General features: G+C 64.6%; 19 protein-coding genes and 1 pseudogene. 11 read left to right on the top strand and 9 right to left on the bottom strand.

Annotated features, from left to right (window positions below):
• The first annotated feature begins 69 nt into the window (after positions 1-69).
• Complete coding sequence (locus ACVMDN_RS21690) at positions 70-1680, top strand: ABC transporter substrate-binding protein (protein WP_456814563.1); 1611 nt, start codon at positions 70-72, stop codon at positions 1678-1680.
• Positions 1681-1866: 186 nt separating this feature from the next.
• On the opposite strand, the gene ACVMDN_RS21685 is transcribed toward ACVMDN_RS21690, so the two are convergent.
• Positions 1867-2160, bottom strand: coding sequence for a GYD domain-containing protein (locus ACVMDN_RS21685; RefSeq protein WP_026192964.1), 294 nt, complete (start codon positions 2158-2160; stop codon positions 1867-1869).
• 352 nt (positions 2161-2512) lie between these two features.
• Positions 2513-2731, bottom strand: coding sequence for a hypothetical protein (locus ACVMDN_RS21680; protein ID WP_057019099.1), 219 nt, complete (start codon positions 2729-2731; stop codon positions 2513-2515).
• Positions 2732-2901: 170 nt separating this feature from the next.
• Here ACVMDN_RS21680 and pdhA point away from each other — a divergent pair, with 170 nt between their 5' ends.
• Genes pdhA through ACVMDN_RS21665 form a run of 3 tightly spaced genes read left to right on the top strand, consistent with a single transcriptional unit; the run spans position 2902 to position 6090 of the window.
• Complete coding sequence (gene pdhA / locus ACVMDN_RS21675; RefSeq protein ID WP_168858050.1) at positions 2902-3999, top strand: pyruvate dehydrogenase (acetyl-transferring) E1 component subunit alpha; 1098 nt, start codon at positions 2902-2904, stop codon at positions 3997-3999.
• Positions 3992-4972, top strand: coding sequence for an alpha-ketoacid dehydrogenase subunit beta (locus tag ACVMDN_RS21670; RefSeq protein WP_057019116.1), 981 nt, complete (start codon positions 3992-3994; stop codon positions 4970-4972). Before pdhA ends, ACVMDN_RS21670 begins: the two co-directional genes overlap by 8 nt.
• A gap of 20 nt (positions 4973-4992) precedes the next feature.
• Positions 4993-6090 carry a dihydrolipoamide acetyltransferase family protein gene (locus tag ACVMDN_RS21665; protein WP_456814562.1) on the top strand — a complete coding sequence of 366 codons (1098 nt, stop codon included), beginning with the start codon at positions 4993-4995 and terminating at the stop codon, positions 6088-6090.
• Positions 6091-6120: 30 nt separating this feature from the next.
• On the opposite strand, the pseudogene ACVMDN_RS21660 reads toward ACVMDN_RS21665, so the two are convergent.
• The 4 genes and pseudogenes from ACVMDN_RS21660 to ACVMDN_RS21645 all read right to left on the bottom strand — a co-directional run bounded on the left by ACVMDN_RS21660 (position 6121) and on the right by ACVMDN_RS21645 (position 10294).
• Positions 6121-6542 (bottom strand): annotated as a pseudogene (locus ACVMDN_RS21660) (carboxymuconolactone decarboxylase family protein).
• Positions 6543-6726: 184 nt separating this feature from the next.
• Complete coding sequence (locus ACVMDN_RS21655) at positions 6727-7569, bottom strand: transglutaminase family protein (RefSeq protein ID WP_057019096.1); 843 nt, start codon at positions 7567-7569, stop codon at positions 6727-6729.
• A gap of 191 nt (positions 7570-7760) precedes the next feature.
• Positions 7761-8705, bottom strand: coding sequence for an alpha-E domain-containing protein (locus tag ACVMDN_RS21650; protein WP_016846373.1), 945 nt, complete (start codon positions 8703-8705; stop codon positions 7761-7763).
• Positions 8706-8875: 170 nt separating this feature from the next.
• Positions 8876-10294: a circularly permuted type 2 ATP-grasp protein gene (locus tag ACVMDN_RS21645; protein ID WP_076830254.1), complete on the bottom strand. Its 1419-nt coding sequence runs from the start codon at positions 10292-10294 to the stop codon at positions 8876-8878.
• Positions 10295-10519: 225 nt separating this feature from the next.
• Between ACVMDN_RS21645 and ACVMDN_RS21640 the strand changes: the two genes are divergently transcribed.
• The 3 genes from ACVMDN_RS21640 to ACVMDN_RS21630 all read left to right on the top strand — a co-directional run bounded on the left by ACVMDN_RS21640 (position 10520) and on the right by ACVMDN_RS21630 (position 12583).
• Complete coding sequence (locus ACVMDN_RS21640; RefSeq protein WP_076830204.1) at positions 10520-11272, top strand: competence/damage-inducible protein A; 753 nt, start codon at positions 10520-10522, stop codon at positions 11270-11272.
• A gap of 6 nt (positions 11273-11278) precedes the next feature.
• The gene (gpt, locus tag ACVMDN_RS21635; protein WP_057019092.1) at positions 11279-11806 is read left to right on the top strand and encodes a xanthine phosphoribosyltransferase; all 528 of its coding nucleotides are present in this window, start codon (positions 11279-11281) and stop codon (positions 11804-11806) included.
• A gap of 153 nt (positions 11807-11959) precedes the next feature.
• Positions 11960-12583 carry a hypothetical protein gene (locus ACVMDN_RS21630; protein ID WP_057019091.1) on the top strand — a complete coding sequence of 208 codons (624 nt, stop codon included), beginning with the start codon at positions 11960-11962 and terminating at the stop codon, positions 12581-12583.
• Between the two features lie 16 nt (positions 12584-12599).
• Here ACVMDN_RS21630 and ACVMDN_RS21625 read toward each other — a convergent pair whose 3' ends face one another.
• Complete coding sequence (locus ACVMDN_RS21625) at positions 12600-13622, bottom strand: methionine synthase (RefSeq protein ID WP_456835003.1); 1023 nt, start codon at positions 13620-13622, stop codon at positions 12600-12602.
• Positions 13623-13721: 99 nt separating this feature from the next.
• Here ACVMDN_RS21625 and ACVMDN_RS21620 point away from each other — a divergent pair, with 99 nt between their 5' ends.
• The 4 genes from ACVMDN_RS21620 to ACVMDN_RS21605 all read left to right on the top strand — a co-directional run bounded on the left by ACVMDN_RS21620 (position 13722) and on the right by ACVMDN_RS21605 (position 17170).
• Positions 13722-14426, top strand: a complete 705-nt coding sequence (locus tag ACVMDN_RS21620) for a glutathione binding-like protein (RefSeq protein WP_076830192.1) — start codon at positions 13722-13724, stop codon at positions 14424-14426.
• A 99-nt stretch (positions 14427-14525) separates the two neighbouring features.
• Positions 14526-15137: a 2-hydroxychromene-2-carboxylate isomerase gene (locus ACVMDN_RS21615; protein WP_028342912.1), complete on the top strand. Its 612-nt coding sequence runs from the start codon at positions 14526-14528 to the stop codon at positions 15135-15137.
• Complete coding sequence (locus tag ACVMDN_RS21610; RefSeq protein ID WP_456814560.1) at positions 15137-16114, top strand: NADPH:quinone oxidoreductase family protein; 978 nt, start codon at positions 15137-15139, stop codon at positions 16112-16114. Before ACVMDN_RS21615 ends, ACVMDN_RS21610 begins: the two co-directional genes overlap by 1 nt.
• A 129-nt stretch (positions 16115-16243) precedes the next feature.
• Complete coding sequence (locus ACVMDN_RS21605; RefSeq protein ID WP_456785281.1) at positions 16244-17170, top strand: ketopantoate reductase family protein; 927 nt, start codon at positions 16244-16246, stop codon at positions 17168-17170.
• On the opposite strand, the gene ACVMDN_RS21600 is transcribed toward ACVMDN_RS21605, so the two are convergent.
• Both ACVMDN_RS21600 and ACVMDN_RS21595 read right to left on the bottom strand, forming a co-directional pair.
• Entirely contained in the window at positions 17167-17853 is a 687-nt protein-coding gene (locus tag ACVMDN_RS21600) for an esterase/lipase family protein (protein WP_456814559.1), read from the bottom strand. The two genes, ACVMDN_RS21605 and ACVMDN_RS21600, sit on opposite strands and share 4 nt — an antisense overlap.
• Positions 17850-18740 (bottom strand): crotonase/enoyl-CoA hydratase family protein, encoded by an 891-nt coding sequence (locus ACVMDN_RS21595; RefSeq protein ID WP_057019086.1) that lies wholly within the window; start codon positions 18738-18740, stop codon positions 17850-17852. The genes ACVMDN_RS21600 and ACVMDN_RS21595 overlap by 4 nt, the downstream gene beginning before the upstream one ends.
• Between the last annotated feature and the right edge of the window lie 34 nt (positions 18741-18774).

Below are 18774 nucleotides of genomic sequence, written 5' to 3'. Positions count from 1 at the left end.
TTGCGGGGGGCGGGGTGTTGTGCTCGACTGCCTGCAACCGACGACAACAAGAAATTTCGGGAGGCGGGAATGTCGTTCAAACTGGCCGCGTGCATTGTGGCATTGGGCATCGCCGCGATGGCCGCGAGCCCTGCATCGGCGCAGAAGAAGGGCGGCACCCTGCGGCTCTATCACAACGACAACCCGCCCTCGACCTCGCTGCTCGAGGAATCCACCATCGCCTCGGTGATGCCGTTCGCGGCCGTCTTCAACAACCTCGTGGTGTTCGATCCGGCCAAGGTGCACGAAAGCATCGACACCGTGATCCCCGATCTCGCCGAGAGCTGGTCGTGGGACCAGACCAACACAAAGCTTACCTTCAGGCTGCGGCACGGCGTGAAGTGGCATGACGGCCAGCCGTTCACGGCCAAGGACGTGCAGTGCACCTGGCGGATGCTGATCGGCAAGAGCGAGACCCAAGACGTCAAAACACCGGACTTCAAGCGCAACCCGCGCAAGGTCTGGTACTCGAAGCTCAGGGATGTCAGCGTCAATGGCGACGACGAGGCGACGTTCGAGCTGACCGAGCCGCAGCCCGGTCTGTTGGCGCTGCTCGCCAGCGCCTTCTCGGTGGTCTATCCCTGCCACGTGCCACAGCAGGTGATGCGCACCAAGCCGGTCGGCACCGGGCCGTTCAAGTTCGTGGAGTTCCGGCGCGGCGACTCTATCCGTCTGGTCCGTAACCCCGATTACTTCAAGAAGGACCGGCCGTATCTCGACGAGATCACGGTGCGCTCGATCGACAGCCGCGCCACCCGCATGCTGGCGTTCGCGACCGGCGACTACGACATCACCTTTCCGTCCGACGTCAGCATTCCCCTGATGAAGGACGTCAAGGCGCGGGCGCCGAACGCGATCTGCGAGATGACGTCGACCAATCTGCAGATCAATCTCCTGGTCAACCGCGTCAATCCGCCGTTCGACAATCCGGATATCCGCAAGGCGATGTCGCTGGCGCTGGATCGCAAGGCCTTCAACAGCATCCTGTTCGAGGGCAGCGGGCGGCTCGGCGGCGCGATGCAGGCCAAGCCCGAAGGCGAGTGGGGCATGCCGCCGGAGATCCTGTCGACGCTGATGGGTTACGGCCCCGATGCCGAGAAGAACCTCGCCGAGGCGCAGGCGATCATGCAGAAGCTCGGCTACAGCGACGCCAAGCCGCTGTCGATCAAGATCCAGACCCGCAACCTGCCGACCTATCGCGACCCGGCGGTGATCCTCGCCGACCAGCTCAAGAAGATCTACATCACAGCCGAGCTCGACATTCTGGATACGCCGCGCTGGTACTCGCGGTTGCAGCGCAAGGACTACACCATCGGCCTCAATGTCACCGGCGTCAGCGTCGACGATCCCGACGGCAATCTGGTCGAGAACTATTCCTGCAACTCCGAGCGCAACTACACCCAGTATTGCAACGCCGAAGTCGACAAGCTGCTGGCGGCGCAGTCGCGCGAGGTCGACAAGGACAAGCGCCGCAAGATCGTATTCGACATCGAGCACCTGCTGGTCGACGACGCCGCGCGGCCGGTCATCCTGCACTCATCGGCCGGCAATTGCTGGCAGCCCTATGTGAGGAATTTCCACCCGCACGACAACAGCCAGTACAACAATCTGCGCTTCGAGGATGTTTGGCTGGATAAGTAACGCGTAGTGCCTCGCCGGCGACGACGTGCGCCGTCGCCCTCGTGCCCTTCGTATCCTTATTTATTCATACGACCAAAGCCGCGGCTGGTCCTGCGCACGCGCGCACTCCCGCGCCGATCGCCGGGGCAAGTTTGCGACGGCGCCCGTCAGTCAGGCCGCGTAGATCGATCGGGATATCCGACGTAGCTACGGGAGCTCGGATATCAGCTTGGTCCACTCCGCCTCGGGCCAGGCCCGTGAGGTGCAAGTCCGTATGTTTCCCAGAGAGCTGAGGGCAAGCGCGAGTTTTGTGATGTTGTCGCCGAGCGGTGCTTCGGCGAGGAGAAGGATGTCATGCTCGCCGGAGGTGAGATAGACCTCCTTGATTTCGACACCGAGCGTCTTGGCGAGTTCTTTCGCCGCTCGGCTGCGCTTGGGAGCTTCCTTGACATTACGAATTCCCTGGTCGGTCCAGTCGATCCTCAATATGAATGTCGCCATGTCGTCCTCCAAGGGTTAAGCACTGCCCTTGTCTGCCGCGCGCGCGGCAGGCCAACCTGTTTCATGTTGAAGTTGAGGGAGCGCCACATAAGGCAGGCGCTGCTTTCAGACTGCGATGCCTGCCGACGGCCTGACCGCCGCCCGTTCCTTCAAACGGCGACGTCGGCCCGTCCCGTCTAAGGGCAGCTCGCTGCAGATTACGCCATGTCCCTTGCTCGAGAAAGAGGGCTCCCCGCGTTGTGATCGGGACCGCGGTGGCCTCGCGTAAGCGAGGGCGCCGCGTCAAGATCACACCCTCTGCGCAAGGATGCGGCCGCAGACCTTCGCGCGCCGGGCAGCGATCCGATGCAAGTCAGCTGTGGGTGTAGTCACCGGGTTTCAACCCGAGCGCCTTGACAGCTGCTTCGGGAAGCGGCCCCCACGCTTCGACCGTTTCATTCGGGGCCATCATGTCCGCAATAATGGCCGTGGCCTTTGCCGCGTCTCCTTCAGCCACGAAGAAGACCGAGCGAACAGGCGGGCCGCCGTCCAACGGCGCAGTTGTTACGAGGACAACCTGACCATTTGCCATGCTCTCTTATACCGCAGTCGCGGCGCTGTTCCACGGATCCTGTCGATCGATCCTTACGACCCGGCCGCTGACGCGTGCGCCAAGAGCGATGCTGCTACGGTATTGCATCGTCGCGGCCCTAACACCAAATAACTGAATGTGGGAGGCAGAACCGCTCCAGGAATGAGCGCGTGGCCAGCAAAAGAGCAAACGAAGAGCTCCCCGTCATTGCGCGCTTTGAGGTGCGCCGCCGCAATTACCTCGCGCCCGACGGCTCGATAGAGCGGCCGCTTCCTGCCTTCGCCACCGATGCCAAGCTGCTGGTCGAACTTTACCGGTCGATGGTGCTCTTGCGTCTGTTCGACCGAAAGGCTGTTGCATTGCAGCGCACCGGTCGGCTGGGAACCTATGCCATTTCGCTCGGCCAGGAGGCGGTGTCGGTCGGCATCGCGAGTGCGATGCGGGAGGATGACGTTCTGTTGCCCTCCTATCGCGACAATGGCGCGTTGCTCTGGCGTGGCGTCGCGCTGGAGGAGATCCTGCTGTTCTGGGGCGGCGATGAACGCGGCAATCAATTCTCCGGTCCGGTGCACGATTTCCCGTTCTGCGTTCCCGTCGGATCACAGGCGCCGCATGCCGCCGGCGTTGCCTACGCCCTGAAGTTGCGCAAGGAGCCGCGCGTGGCCGTCTGCATGTTCGGCGACGGCGCCACCTCGAAAGGCGATGTTTACGAGGCCATGAATTTCGCCGGCGTTCACAAATTGCCGCTCGTGTTCGTCGCCACCAACAATCAATGGGCCATATCGGTGCCGTTGCGTCTGCAGACGGGTTCCGAGACGCTGGCGCAGAAGGCCATCGGCGCCGGGTTCAGCGGCGAGCAGGTGGACGGGAGTGACGTGGTTGCGATGCGTGCCGCGGCCGAGGAGGCCATTGCCACTGCCCGCGACGGCAAGGGCCCTCACTTCATCGAAGCGGTCACCTATCGGCTCGGCGATCACACGACGTCAGATGATGCATTGCGCTATCGTTCGGCCGAAGAAGTCCAGGCGCATTGGAAGGAAGAGCCGATCGCGCGCCTCCGGTCCTATCTTGTGGGTCAGAAGATGTGGACCAAGGCGGATGAGGAGCGGCTTGCCGCCGAGTGCCATGAGCGCATCGAGGCGGCGGTGGAGCGCTATCTGAAGACGCCGCCACGCCGAGCAGAAACCATGTTCGACAACCTCTATGCCGATCTGCCCGAGGCGTATGCCGCGCAGCGTCGCGAACTTGCGGGAGAGGACGATGCCTGAACTCACGTTGGTCGAAGCCATCAATCTGGCGCTCGGCCGCGCGATGGCGGATGATCCCGATGTGGTCGTGCTCGGCGAGGATGTCGGCGTCAATGGCGGCGTCTTCCGCGCGACCGTCGGCTTGCAGGAGCGCTTCGGTCCGGAGCGCGTCCTCGATACGCCGCTTGCCGAACTCCTGATCAGCGGGCTTTGCGTCGGCATGGCCGCGCAGGGACTGAAGCCGGTCGGCGAAATCCAGTTCATGGGATTTATTTATCCCTGTCTCGATCAGCTGGTGAACCACGCATCACGGCTGCGCAACCGTACCCAGGGACGGCTCACTTGTCCGATGGTCCTGCGGACGCCGCATGGTGCCGGCATTCGCGCGCCCGAGCATCATTCCGAGAGCACCGAGGCGATGCTGGCCCACATTCCGGGCTTGCGTGTCGTGGTGCCTTCGTCGCCGGAGCGCGCCTATGGACTTCTCCTCGCCGCGATCCGCGATCCCGATCCGGTGGTGTTCCTGGAGCCGACGCGGTTGTACCGCGCCGTGAAAGGCGAGGTCGAGGACAACGGCGAAGCCTTGCCGATGGATCGCGCCTTTGTCGAGAGGGAAGGTCGCGACGTCACGCTGATCAGCTGGGGTGCGATGCTGAAGGAAACGATGGCCGCAGCGGACGCGCTCGCCGACGAGGGCATCGCTGCCGAGGTTATCGACCTCGCCACGCTCAAGCCCTACGATGAAAACACCGTGCTCAGGTCGGTCACAAAGACCGGGCGCTGCGTCATCGTGCACGAGGCCGCGCACACCGGCGGATTTGGGGCGGAGATCGCGGCCATGATCGCCGAGCGCGGACTGTCCTCGCTGCTCGCACCCGTGACCCGCGTCACCGGCTACGACACGATCATTCCGATGGCCCGCCTCGAGCAACGCTACATGCCGTCGGTCGGACGCATCGTGACCGCAGCCCGAAAGGCGCAACAGTACAACTGAACACCGACGGACCTTGTGCCATGCGCCAGTTCACGTTGCCGGACCTTGGTGAAGGTCTTGAAGAAGCCGAGATCGTCACCTGGTACGTCAACGAGGGCGATCACGTCGTGACCGATCAGCCGCTCGTTTCGGTCGAGACCGACAAGGCGGTGGTCGAGATACCGGCGCCGTCGAGCGGACGCATCGCGCGCCTGTTCGGTGCCAAGGGCGATATCGTGAAGGTCGGCGCGCCGCTCGTCGAGTTTGCCGAGGACGTCGGGCAGGACACCGGCACGATTGTGGGCGAACTCGACACCGGCGAGCAACGGCCGGCGCCAGCAACTGCTTCGCCGCCCAGCGGGCAGGGAGCCCAAGTGTTTCCGGCAGTGCGCGCCCTTGCGCGCAAGCTTGACGTCGCGCTCGATCTCGTCGAGGCGACCGGGCCCGGCGGCACCATCACGCGGGCCGATGTTGAGAGGGCGGCGAAGCGGATGTCTCACAGCGGACCCGCCGAGCCGCTGCGCGGCTTGCGCCGCGCGATGGCCCAACGCATGACGGCAGCGCATGCGGAAATCGTCCCCGCGACGGTCACCGATGAGGCCGACATCGACGATTGGCGGCAGGGCGAGGACGTGACAATCCGCCTGGCGCGGGCGATCGCCGCTGCCTGCAAGGCAGAGCCCGCGCTCAATGCCTGGTATCATTCCGATACGGGAGAACGGCGCCTGATCGAGCGCATCGATCTCGGCATCGCCGTCGACACCGGCGGCGGCCTGATCGTTCCCGTGCTGCGCAATGTCGCGGAGCGGAGCGTATCGGACCTGCGGGCCGGACTCGACCGTCTGCGAGCCGACGCAATCGCGCGCGCGATACCCCCGGAGGAACTGCGCGGTGCGACGATCACGTTGTCGAACTTCGGCATGATCGGAGGCCGGTTTGCTAATCTCATCATCGTGCCGCCACAGACGGCGATCGTCGGCGCCGGGCGGATTTCGGAGCGCGTGGTCGCGCTTCGCGGGCAGGTTGCGGTCCGACGCACGCTGCCGCTATCGCTGACCTTCGATCATCGGGTGGTGACGGGCGGCGAAGCTGCCCGTTTCCTGGTTGTCCTCAAATCCGACGTTGAGCGCATTTCGTGACATCACTCATCCGCGAGACAGGCAGGAGCGTCACGGCTCCTGGCTTCGTCCCGCAGGTGCATCGACGAGGAAGGCCTCGTCGACGGGCACGCCGAGCGCCGTGACCAGCCGGTTGGTCTCGGCGGCCATGCCGACGATTGCCAGCATTTCCTGATATTCGGCGTCGGTCATGCCCTTGGCGCGGGCGCTCGCGGTGTGCGAGTGAATGCAGTAGCTGCAGCCGTGGGCCACCGAGACGGCGACGTAGAGCATCTCCTTGACCTTCGGGTCGAGCGCGCCGGGTGCCATCACCTCCTTGATGCTCTCCCAGGTCCGCCGCAGGGTCTTCGATGCGCCAGCGCGCGCCAGAAATTGTTGACGAAGTCCGAGTTCCGCGTCTTGCGGATGTCGTCGAAGACGGCGCGTGCCTCCGCCGGGAGTTCGTCGTCGGAAAGCAGTTTTACGGTGGCCATGGCTTGTCTCGCTGGTTCGGTTTGCAGCAGCGATCATAGCACCCCTGCCGTCATGAGGAGCGAAGCGACGAAGCAATCCATGCCTCCGCAGGCGGTCAGATGGATTGCTTCGCGGAGCCTGTCCTCGGGCGCGCGTTCGCGCGACCCGTTAGCTCGCAATGACAGACGCGGAGAGGGATCAGCCCTACGACTGCGTCTGGCTCTGCCACTGGCCGGGACGGCCGGCCTGGTCGACCTTGACCGCGACCGTCAGCGTCTCGTTGCCGCCGCCATAGCGGGTGCCGCGGACCGGGGCGGCGCCGAGATAGTCGAGGCCAATCGCGACGCGGGCATGGGCGTCGGTGGTGCAGATGCCGTTGGCGGCGTCGAAGCCGATCCAGCCGAGATCGGGCACGAAGGCCTCGGCCCAGGCGTGGCCGGCCTGCTGGTTGACCATGCCGTCGGAGCGCAGGAAGTGGCCGGAGACGAACCGCGCCGGAACGCCGCCGGCGCGCGCGCAGGCGATCAGGATGTGCGCGTAGTCCTGGCAGACGCCGCGCTTCAGCGCGAACGCCTCGGCGGCCGAGGTGGCGCTGTTGGTCGGGTCCTCATCGAAGGTCATGTGCTCGTAGATCTGCACCATCAGCGCGTGCAGGAAACCGAGCACGTCGGCGCCGGCGTCGGCGCGCAGCTCGCGCACGACGGCCGTCATTGCCGGGTTGAGGTCGGTCAGCGGTGTGGGACGCAGGAACAGGCTCGGCGGAAACCGCTCGTCGCTGCCGCGCAGCACGCCGCCGGTATCCTGGGTCTCGATCAGGCCCTCGCAATGGATCGTGAGGTCGGCGATCGAGCCGTGCGTCAGCACATGGGTGACGTTGCCGAAGGCGTCCTCATGGGTGTCGAGCCGGGAATCGGTCGAGACGTCGATCTGCCAATCCGCGACATACTGGCCGTCATGGCTGCCGGGCGTCATCCGCAGAATCTGGATCACGCCCGAGGCCGCCGGCTCGTAACGATAGGTGGTGGTGTGGGCTATCCGCAGGCGCATGGCTCAACCGGTGTTCAATCGGTTTTTTCAGGGCAGGACTGTCATGCCCGGACCCTTCCCGGGCACCCACGTCTTTCTTCCTAATCGGCCGCGAAAGCAAGATGTCGATGGCCGGGACACCCATGCGAAGACGCGCTTCGCGCTTTTGGCCCCGCCATGACGACAATTTGAGCGTTTTTCGGCCGTATCGGTTAGATCAGGTACTGCTTGGTGATGATCTCACCCAGCCGTGAGTTGTCCGCGATGAACTCCTGGATGAATTCGTGCACGCCGTGCTGGAAGATATCGTCCATGTTGCTGTGCTCGAGCCGGTTCCTGATGCCGCGGGCATGGCGTTGCGAGGCGCCCTGGCGGCCATAGGCGACGCCGATCTGGTCGAGGTTGCGCACGAGGTTGCTGTAGCAGCTCGCAAGCGAGCGCGGCAGCGTATCGTTGAGGATCAACAGGTCGGCGATCAGCCAGGGCTTCAGGGTTTCCCGGTAGACCCAGTGATAGGCGGTCGTTGCCGACACCGAGCGCAGAATCGAGGTCCACTGGTAGTAATCCAGCGGGCCGCCGACATGCTCCTCCTCGGGTAACAGCATGTGATACTTCACGTCGAGAATCCGCGCGGTATTGTCGGCGCGCTCGAGATGGACCCCGAGCCGCGAGAACCAGTAGGCGTCGTTGCGCAACATGGTGCGGTAGGCCGAGCCGTCGAAGCGCAGCGAGGTCTCCTGTACGAAGCGCAGGAATTTGGCGAGCTCCTCGCGGTTGGCGGGACCCTTGTTCCAGACCGCCTGCAGCTCGATCCACGCCGAATTGATGGTGTCCCACATCTCCGACGTCAGCGCTGTCCGTACCGAGCGTGAATTGAGCCGCGCCGCCTCGATGCAGTTCTTGATCGAGGACGGATTTTCCGACGAGAAGGAGAGATACTCGATGACGTTCCGCTCGTCGGCTTCCTCATAGTGATCGTAGAAGCTTGCGCCGACGCCGGCGGTGAGCAGTGCGGAATCCCACTCATTGGTCTTGCCGACATAGGCCGCGGGCAGCGCGGTGACGCGCAACGTCGCATCGATGGTGCGCGCCAGATATTCGGCGCGTTCGACATAACGGGCCAGCCAGAACAGGTTTTCGGCGGTGCGCGACAGCATGCGATAGTCCCTACAAGGCGAAACGTGTTTCACCTCCCCCTGAAAGGGGGAGGTCGACGCGCAGCGGCGGGTGGGGGTTTTCTCTCCATTCGGCGTATGCGGCCGACCCCCACCCCGACCCTCCCCCTTGCAGGGGGAGGGAGGGCTCGCGCAGCGCGTTTGGCTTCAAATCACTCACTCAGTATCCAGGTGTCTTTGGTGCCGCCGCCCTGGCTCGAATTGACGACGAGCGAGCCTTCCTTTAGCGCGACGCGGGTCAGCCCGCCGGGCACGATGGTGGTGTGGCTGGAGCCGGTCAGCACGAACGGGCGGAGGTCGACATGACGCGGCGCCAGCCCCTTGTCGGTGCAGGTCGGGCAGGTCGACAGCGCCAGCGTCGGCTGGGCGATGAAGCCTTCCGGCTCGCGCTTGAGCTTGTCGCGGAATGCCTCGATCGTCGCCTTGGTTGCGGCGGGGCCGATCAGCATGCCGTAGCCGCCCGAGCCGTGCACCTCCTTGACGACGAGGTCGGTGAGGTTGTCGAGCACGTAGGACAGATCCTGCGGTTCGCGGCAGCGCCAGGTCTGCACGTTCTTCAGGATCGGCTCCTCGCTGAGATAGAATTTTACGATGTCCGGCATGTAGGAATAGATCGCCTTGTCGTCGGCGATGCCGGTGCCGACCGCATTGGCGAGCGTGATGTTGCCGGCGGCGTAGGCCGACATCAGTCCGGGGACGCCGAGCGCGGAGTCCGGCCGGAAGGTGAGGGGATCGAGGAAATCGTCGTCGACGCGGCGATAGATCACGTCGACCCGCTTCAGCCCCTCGGTGGTGCGCATGAACACCTCGTCGTTCTTGACGATGAGGTCGCGCCCCTCGACCAGTTCGATGCCGAGCTTGTCGGCGAGGAAGGAGTGCTCGTAATAGGCCGAGTTGTAGACGCCGGGCGTCATCAGCGCGACTGTCGGCTCGGCGGAGGCGCTGTGCGGCGCCACCGACCGCAGCGCCGACAGCAGCTCGTCCGGATAACGGTCCACCGGCGCGACGCGGTGCCGCGCGAACAGGTCCGGAAACAACCGCATCATGATCTCGCGGTTTTCCAGCATGTAGGACACGCCGGATGGCGTGCGCGCATTGTCCTCCAGCACGATGAAATTGTCGGGATCGGTGCGGATGATGTCGATGCCGGCGATGTGGACGTAGATGTCGTGCGGCACGTCCTGGCCGTTCATCTCCGGCCGGAACACCGGGTTCTGGAAGATCAGGTCCTCGGGGATGACGTTGGCGCGCAGGATGTCGCGGCCGTGATAGATGTCTTTCAAGAACATGTTGAGCGCGAGCACGCGCTGCTTGAGGCCCTTCTCCAGCAGCGTCCACTCGGTCGCCGACATGATGCGGGGGATGACGTCGAACGGGATCAGCCGCTCCTGGGCCTCGGCATCGCCATAGACCGCGAAGGTGATGCCGATCCGGCGGAACAGCAGCTCCGCTTCCTGGCGTCGATATTCGAGCGCATCCGGCGGCGTCTCTTTGAGCCAGCGGGAGAGCTCCTGGTAGGCCGGGCGGAGATCCTCGCCGAGGCCATTCATCTCGTCGAACGCGACTGCCATATAGCCCGACTGCCCTCCCAAGCCCTGTGACACAGTGCATGACTTGATGGGATGGTAGCAAGGGGCGGGCCAGCGCGATATGCATTGGCTTGCGGCATTTGCTATGGGTGAGGTGGAAGGCCTGCCCGAAAAACCGGCTGAGGTCTGCTTAATTCGGCGGCAAAACCCCGTGACATCAAGGCATTGGATCGGCAATGTCAGGGGATCAAGTTAGGGAATGAGACCATGAGCGAGATCGTCACGGCGGGGATATTGGTGATCGGCGACGAGATCCTGTCCGGCCGGACCAAGGACAAGAACATCGGCTTCATCGCCGAATACCTGACCAACATCGGCATCGACCTGAAGGAGGTCCGCGTCGTCGCCGATGACGAGGCCGACATCGTCTCTGCCCTTGATGCGCTGCGGCATAGGTACACCTACGTGTTCACCACCGGCGGCATCGGGCCGACCCATGACGACATCACCGCTGACAGCGTGGCGAAGGCGTTCGGGGTCGATATCCATCATCACCCCGAGGTGGTGGCGCGGTTCAGGGAGCGCTGGAGCGAGCAGGACCTCAACGAGGCGCGGCTGCGGATGGCCCGGGTGCCCGACGGCGCCGAGCTGATCCAGAGCGCGACCATCCTGGCGCCGGGCTTCAAGCTCGGCAATGTCATCGTGATGGCCGGCATCCCCAGCATCATGCAGGCGATGATGGACATCGTGGCGCCGACCCTGAAGTCCGGCGTGCGGATGCTGTCGGATTCGGTCAGGGCCGATGCGCGGGAAGGCGACATCGGCGGCCCGCTGCGGGCGATCGCGGAAGCCAATCCCGACACCATCATCGGCAGCTATCCGTTCCAGGACGAGAACCAGAAGCCGAACACCAATCTCGTGGTCCGCTCGCGCGATCCGGAAAAGCTCGCCGCGGCGATGATCGCGGTGAAGGAGATGCTGAAGCAAGTGCAGGCCGCGCAGAAGAAGCCGGCGGGTTGAGACGATATGGCTGAACGAAATTCCGAACCGAGTGCACAGGAGCGAGCCGGCAGGCCGTTTCCGGTCTCGTGGGATCAATTCCATCGGGACTGCCGGGCGCTGACCTGGCGGCTCAATGAGGTCGGCCCGTTCCAAGCGGTGATCGCGATCACCCGCGGCGGGCTGGTGCCCGCGGCGATCGTGGCGCGCGAGCTCGGCTTGCGGGTGATCGATACCGTCTGCGTCGCCAGCTACGACCACGACAAGCAGGGCGACCTGAAAGTGCTCAAGGGCATTTCGGAGCAGACTGCCAAGCTCGGCGGCGGCACCGGCAAGGGGCTCTTGATCGTCGACGACCTCGTCGATACCGGCAAGACCGGCAGGCTGGTGCGCCAGTTGCTGCCCGATGCGCATTTCGCGACCGTGTACGCCAAGCCGAAGGGCCGGCCGCTGGTCGACACCTACATCACCGAGGTGTCGCAGGACACCTGGATCTACTTTCCCTGGGATACCGCGCTGTCGTTCCAGCCGCCGATCCGCGACGGGGCGGCGTGAGGAGTCACCTCGCCCCGCTTGCGGGGAGAGGTCGATCGCGGAGCAATCGGGTGAGGGGGAGTCACCGCGAGTTCATCTCTCACTATCTTTGCGGACAAGCCCCTCACCCCAACCCTCTCCCCGCAAGAGCGGGGCGAGGGGGAAGTAAGAAACATGCCCCTGCAAAACCGCGTCACGCCCACCGGCGACATCGTCGCGACCGACCATCGCGGCACCTTCACCGGCAATCGCGGCATCATCCACGATCCGGCGACGCGCACGCTGCTGAACAAGCGCTGGTCGAGCCCGGCGTGGCTCACCTGCGTCTGCGAGTTCAGGGGACGGCGGCGCGAGGTGATGAGCCGGCAGAGCTGGACCGAGCTGTTCTTCCTCGATGAGGCCACCGCGTTCGCGGCCGGACACCGGCCCTGCTTCTACTGCCGCCGTGACGATGCCAAGCGGTTTCGCAGCTGCTGGGAGCAGGGCAACGGCGTAAGCGATCTCAGCGCCAAGGCGATGGATGCGGTGCTGCACGCCGAGCGGCTCGACCGCGGCAAGAAGCGGCTGCATCCGCTGCCGATGCGATTGCGCGACTTGCCCGACGGGACGATGGTGCAGGCGAGCGGGGAGAGCTACCTCGTCGCCGACGGCGCCACGTTGCGCTGGTCGTTCGCCGGTTACAGCCGGGCCGACGTACCCGAGCCGGCCATGCTGCTGACGCCGCCATCGACGTTGCGCGCCTTCCAGGCCGGCTACCGGCCGGTGTTGCATCCGAGCGCGATGGCCGTTCTGGGTTGATTGGCCGGCGTCATCCTTACGCCAGCCGCTGCCGCGCCAGCTTGGCACCGGCGCCCAGCGCGATCAGCTTGGCTTCCGCGATGTCCCGCCGCATCGGCGCCATGCCGCAATTGGTGGTCGCGATGATGTTGCCCTTCGGCACGTGCTTCGCGACCGCCTCGATCACCTTGACGACGTCCTCCGCGGTTTCGATCTCGTCGCTGGCGACGTCGATCACGCCGGCCTGCACGATCTTGCCGGGGAGTGCCGCCAGCAGTTCGATCGGCACCTTCGAGTTGCGGCATTCGATCGCGACCTGCTGGATCCTGCTCTTGTCGATGACGGGGAAGGTCTCCTCGTATTGCCGCCACTCGCCGCCAAGCGTCTGCTTCCAGTCGGTGTTGGCCTTGATGCCGTAGCCGTAACAGATGTGCACGGCGGTGGCGCAGGTCAGACCTTCGGCGGCGCGCTCCAGCGCCTTGATGCCCCAGTCGCGCACTTGGTCCATGTAGACGTTGAAGGCGGGCTCGTCGAACTGGATCATGTCGACGCCGTCGGCCTGCAACGCCTTCGCCTCCTGACTCAAAAGCTCGGCGAAAGCGAAGGCCATCTTCACGCGGTCGCCGTAATATTTGTCGGCGATGGTATCGATGATCGTCATCGGGCCGGGCATGGTGAATTTCAGCCGGTTCCTGGTGTGCGCGCGGGCCGCACGGGCCTCGCTCTCGTGGACGCGTCCCTTGAGCTGCAGCGGTGCGACCACCTGCGGCACCATCGCCTTATAGCGGTCCTTGCGGATGCCCATCTCGACCTTGTGGGCGAAATCGATGCCCTCGATCCGCTCCAGGAAGCCGTGCACGAAATGCTGGCGCGCCTGCTCGCCCTCGGTGACGATGTCGACGCCGGCATCTTCCTGCAGCTTGACCGCCAGCACCGTGGCATCGCGCTTGGCGCGGGCGAGCTCGGCGCCCTCCGACTTCCAGGGTGCCCACAACATGTTCGGCTCCGCCAGCCATTCCGGCTTCGGCAGCGAGCCTGCGATCGTCGTTGGAAACAGCATGGGTGCCTCCTGTTGGGTTCTGATTGAGGGCCTGTGTGCCATGTCCTAAGGTGGAGGTACAGAACAACAAAAGTCTTTGTGATGGGGAATAGAACGCCGATGATCGATCTGCACTACGCGCCGACGCCGAACGGCTGGAAGATCTCGATCATGCTGGAGGAACTGGGGCTGCCCTACAAGGTGATCCCGGTGAACATCCGCGCCGGCGAGCAGTTTCGGCCCGAATTCCTGGCGATCAGCCCGAACAACCGGATCCCCGCCATCGTCGACCATCAACCGGCCGACGGCGGCGGGCCGTTCTCGGTGTTCGAGACCGGCGCGATCCTGATCTATCTCGCCGACAAGACCGGCCGATTCCTGTCGCGGGAGTTGCGTGCGCGGTCGAACGTCATCCAATGGGTGATGTGGCAGATGGGCGGCCTCGGGCCGATGCTCGGCCAGCACGGCCATTTCGCGCTCTATGCGGCCGAGAAGATTCCCTACGCGATCGAGCGCTACCGCGACGAGACCGCGCGGCTCTATGGCGTGCTCGACCGCCAGCTCGGCAGGACCGGCGCCTATATCGCCGGCGACGACTATTCGATCGCCGACATCGCCTGCTTCCCCTGGACCATGACCCACAAGGCGCAGGGTTTTACCCTCGACGATTTCCCGAACATCAAGCGCTGGTACGCCACCGTGCGCGCCCGCCCGCAGGTGCAGGCGGGGCTTGCGATCGGAAAATTCGTCAAGGAGCCGTTTGACGAGGAATCACGCAAGAACATGTTCGGCCAGCGTGCGAAGGAATTGGTCGAGAAGAAATGATGCCCGTTATTCCGCGGCGCGACACAGTCGCGAGCCCTGCGCCTTGCGGTGCACCCCGGAATGACGAGAATGAATGTGGAAAAGACAAAGGGAAACGCCATGATCGAATTCTTCTTCGACTGCTCCAGCCCGTGGACCTATCTCGCCTGGCACAACATCCAGCCGATCGCGAAGGAGTTCGACGCTCCGATCACCTGGCGGCCGATCCTGGTCGGCGGCATCTTCAACACCGTCAACCCGTCGGTCTACGCGCAGCGCGAGAAGCCGGTGCCGCTGAAGGCGCGCTACATGAAGAAGGATCTCACCGACTGGGCGCGCTCGGCCGGCCTTGCGATCAAGATGCCGCCGACCGTGTTCCCGGTGAACAGCGTCAAGGCGATGCGCGGCTGCATCCTTCTCGGCAACGAGAAGATGGTGCCGTTCGCCCGCGCGGTGTTCGAGGCCTATTGGGGTGACGACAAGGACATTTCGCAGGATGCGGTGCTGACCGAGATCTGCACTAAACTCGGAATCGATCCGGCGCAATTCCTTGCCGGCATCGGCGACCAGGCGATCAAGGATCAACTCAAGGCCAACACCGAGGAGGTGATGGCGCGCGGCGGCTTCGGCTCGCCGACGATCTATCTCGACAAGACCGACATGTATTTCGGCAACGACCGCTTGCCGCTGATCCGCGAGGCGCTGGCACGCCTCAAGGCGCGGGCCGCCTGATGCCGAAAGCCGTCGTTTGCCGCGAGCTCGGCCCGCCCGAGCGTCTGCAGCTCGAGAACTTTGCCTCGGTGCCCTTGCAGCCGGGCCAGGTGCGCGTTGCGATCCGGGCCGCCGGGATCAACTTTCCCGACATCCTGATGGCCGCGGGCGAGTACCAGCTCAAGCCGCCGCTGCCGTTCACGCCGGGCTCGGAAGCCGCCGGCGATGTCGTCGAGGTCAATGGAGCATCCGGTGTCGCCGTCGGCGACAAGGTGATCGTCAAGATGCGCTTCGGCGCCTATTGCGACGAGACGGTTGCAACGCCGTCGCAGCTCGTGCCGGTGCCGTCGACTTTCGACTACGCGGAAGGCGCGACCTTCCTGGCCGCGCATGGCACCGCCTATCATGCGCTGATCGACCGCGGGCAGATCAAGCCGGGCGAGGTGCTGCTGGTGCATGGCGCCGGCGGCGGCGTCGGACTTGCCGCGGTCGAGATCGGCAAGCTGCTCGGCGCCACCGTGATCGCCGCGGCTTCGAGCGAGGACAAGCTTGCGATCGCCAAGGCGCGCGGCGCGGACCATCTCGTGCTCTATGCGCGCGAGCCGTTCCGCGATGCGGTCAAGCGCCTCACCGACGGTCGCGGCGCGGATGTCGTGTTCGATCCTGTCGGCGGCGAGGTGTTCGAGAATTCGATGCGCTGCATCAACTGGGGCGCACGGATTCTCGTCGTCGGCTTCACCGGCGGCATCGGTCTCGCCCGCACCAATCTGTTGATGATCAAGGGCGCGAGCGTGCTCGGCGTTCGCGCCGGCGAGGCAGTGCGCAAGGATCCCGCACTCGGCGAGTTCAGGTTCAAGGCGCTGAGCGAATGGGCCGAGGCCGGCCGGGTGCGGCCGAATATCTCGCACCGGCTGCCGCTGGAAGACTATGCGAAGGCGATGCGGCTGTTGATCGAGCGCAAGGCGATCGGGCGTGTGGCGCTGCTGACGAGGCCGTGAATCCACAGTGTCCAAATTCTGCAGTGCAGCCAAATGACGCGATGGGCCTGACGTTCAGGGAATCGAACCCGGGTCCGTCGCGTGATATCCTCTGCCGGCTGAGTGTCGTTGCAGGGGGGAGGATATGACATGCGTATCGCTGTGATGGCGGCCGGTGCCCTCGGCGGTTATTTCGGAGCACGTATGGCCGCGGCAGGGCACGACGTGTTCTTTATCGCACGCGGCTCCAACCTCGAGGCGATCAGGAAAAACGGTCTCAAGGTCGAGAGTGTGCTCGGCAATCTTCATTTGCCCGAACCCAACGTGACCGATGATCCAGCCACGGTCGGCCCTGTCGATATCGTACTGTTCGCGGTCAAGCTTTGGGACAGCGAGACGGCAGCCAGGTCGTCTCTCCCCCTGGTCGGACCCCGCACCCGGGTGATCCCGCTGCAAAACGGGGTCGATAGCGCCGAGAGGATCGCCCCGATTCTCGGCGCCGACAACGTGGTCGCTGGAAGTGCCTACATTGCTACAGTGCTGTCCGCGCCTGGCGTCGTCACCCACACGAGCCAGTTCGCGCGCATGGTCTGCGGCAGAACCGACGGTAAGCCCGATGACGGCCTCAAGGCCTTTGCCGACGCCGCTCAAGCGGCCGGCATCGACATCTCGGTGTCCGACGGGATTGACCGCGAGCGCTGGCAGAAATTTGTATTCCTCGTCGGACTATCAGGCGCGACCGCAACGACTCGCCAGCCGCTGGGGCCGATCCTGGCCGACCCGGATACGCGAGCGTTCTTTTACAGCCTGATGAGCGAGGTGGTGGCGGTCGGCCGTGCCAGGGGCGTTCCGATTCCGGAGAATTTTGCCGAGGACCGAATGAAATTCGCGGAAGCATCGCCGCCCACCTTCAAGGCTTCCATGCTGCACGATCTCGAACGCGGTAACCGGCTCGAACTCGACTGGCTCGCCGGAAAGGTGGTGGAGTTCGCCCGCCCGCTTGGCATTCCTACGCCAGCCAACAATGCGGTCTATGCCATGCTCAAGCTGCACAGGATGGGTAACGCTCGCGCCTAGTCCACCCGACGATTTGTGCTGAATTTCCCCTCTTGCAAGAACGCGATGGTCTGCGCGATCGCTTCCTTGTTGCGCACCAGCCAGGGATGCGAGGTGCGGATCACGATGTGATCGGCCATGCCCTCGAGCCTGGTGTTGGCGACCGACACCCGGCCGTCATGCGGCCGCGGCAGGGCCATGGAGGTGATCGGATAGACCGAACGGTTGCCGGCGATGATGCCGGCGGAATAATCGATCGGCGGCAGCAGCGCGCTGGTTGCGGCATCGCGGCGGGTGACGAGCTGCTGCCCGGCCGGACCGAAATAGGCGCGATAAGCCGCGAGGTTCTTCAGGCGGTCGGCGATCTCGCTGCCGCCGTTCGGCGTGCCCAGCATCACGACGCGGCCGAGCCGCGCCGGGCGATGCCTTGCCAGATAGACGCGCGCCAGAAGCCCGCCCATGGAATGGCAGACGAAGTTCACGGAGCCGTCGAGGCTCTCTGCGAACCGATCGAGCGAGGGGCGGATGTCCTGGGCCAACACGTCGAGTGGCTTGCGCCGGCTATCATAGTCGAGATTGAGGGTGGCAAAGCCGGCAGCCGTCAGTGCCAGCTCCATCCTGCGAAACGAGCGCGCCGTCCTGCTGATGCCGTGCAGCAGGACGACGCCGTCAAGTGTGGACGCCGCTTGACGCCGTTCGTTCACTTATAGTCGCGCTCTTGCCACCACGGGAAATAGTCGGGCATGTCCGACGACACCTTATTCTTGAACTGCGCGGGGCGCTTTTCCAGGAACGACACCACGCCTTCCTTGACGTCGTCGGAGCGGCCGCGGGCATAGATGCCGCGGCTGTCGACCTTGTGCGCCTCCATCGGATCGTCGGCGCCCATCATGCGCCACATCATCTGGCGGATCAGCGCCACCGATACCGGCGCGGTCTTGGCCGCGAACTCCTTGGCGAGTGCACGCGCGGTCGGCAGCAGATCGGCCGGCGGCACCACCTTGCTGACGAGCCGGCCGGCGAGCGCTTCCTGCGCCGGGAAGACGCGGCCGGAATAGCACCATTCCAGCGCCTGCGAGATGCCGACGATGCGCGGCAGGAACCAGCTCGATGCGGCTTCCGGCACGATGCCGCGCTGGGAGAACACGAAGCCGAAGCGCGCGGCGTCGGAGGCGATGCGGATATCCATCGCAAGCTGCATGGTGACGCCGATGCCGACCGCCGGGCCGTTCACGGCAGCGATCACCGGCTTCAGGCACTTGAAGATGCGCAGCGTCACTTGCCCGCCGCCGTCACGCACCTGCGGATCGCTGTAGTCGACGCTGCCGTCGGCATTGCGCTTGACCGGGCCGCGCCGGGCATCGCGGTCGAACGTGTTGGCGCCGGAGGAAAGATCGGCGCCGGCGCAGAAGCCGCGGCCCGCACCCGTCACGATGATGGCCCTGACGTCGTCGTCCTTGTCGGCTTTGTCGAACGCGTCGATCAGCTCCTGCTGCATCGTGGCGTTGAAGGCGTTGAGCTTGTCGGGCCGGTTCAGCGTGATGGTCAGGATTTGCTCGGCGACCTCGTACTTGATCGTCTCATACGCCATGGGGATGATTTCCTCTCGGTTTTCTTGAATGAAC

It is taken from the genome of Bradyrhizobium sp. USDA 4510 (assembly GCF_054059095.1).
This window is presented reverse-complemented; position numbering and strand designations above follow the sequence as displayed.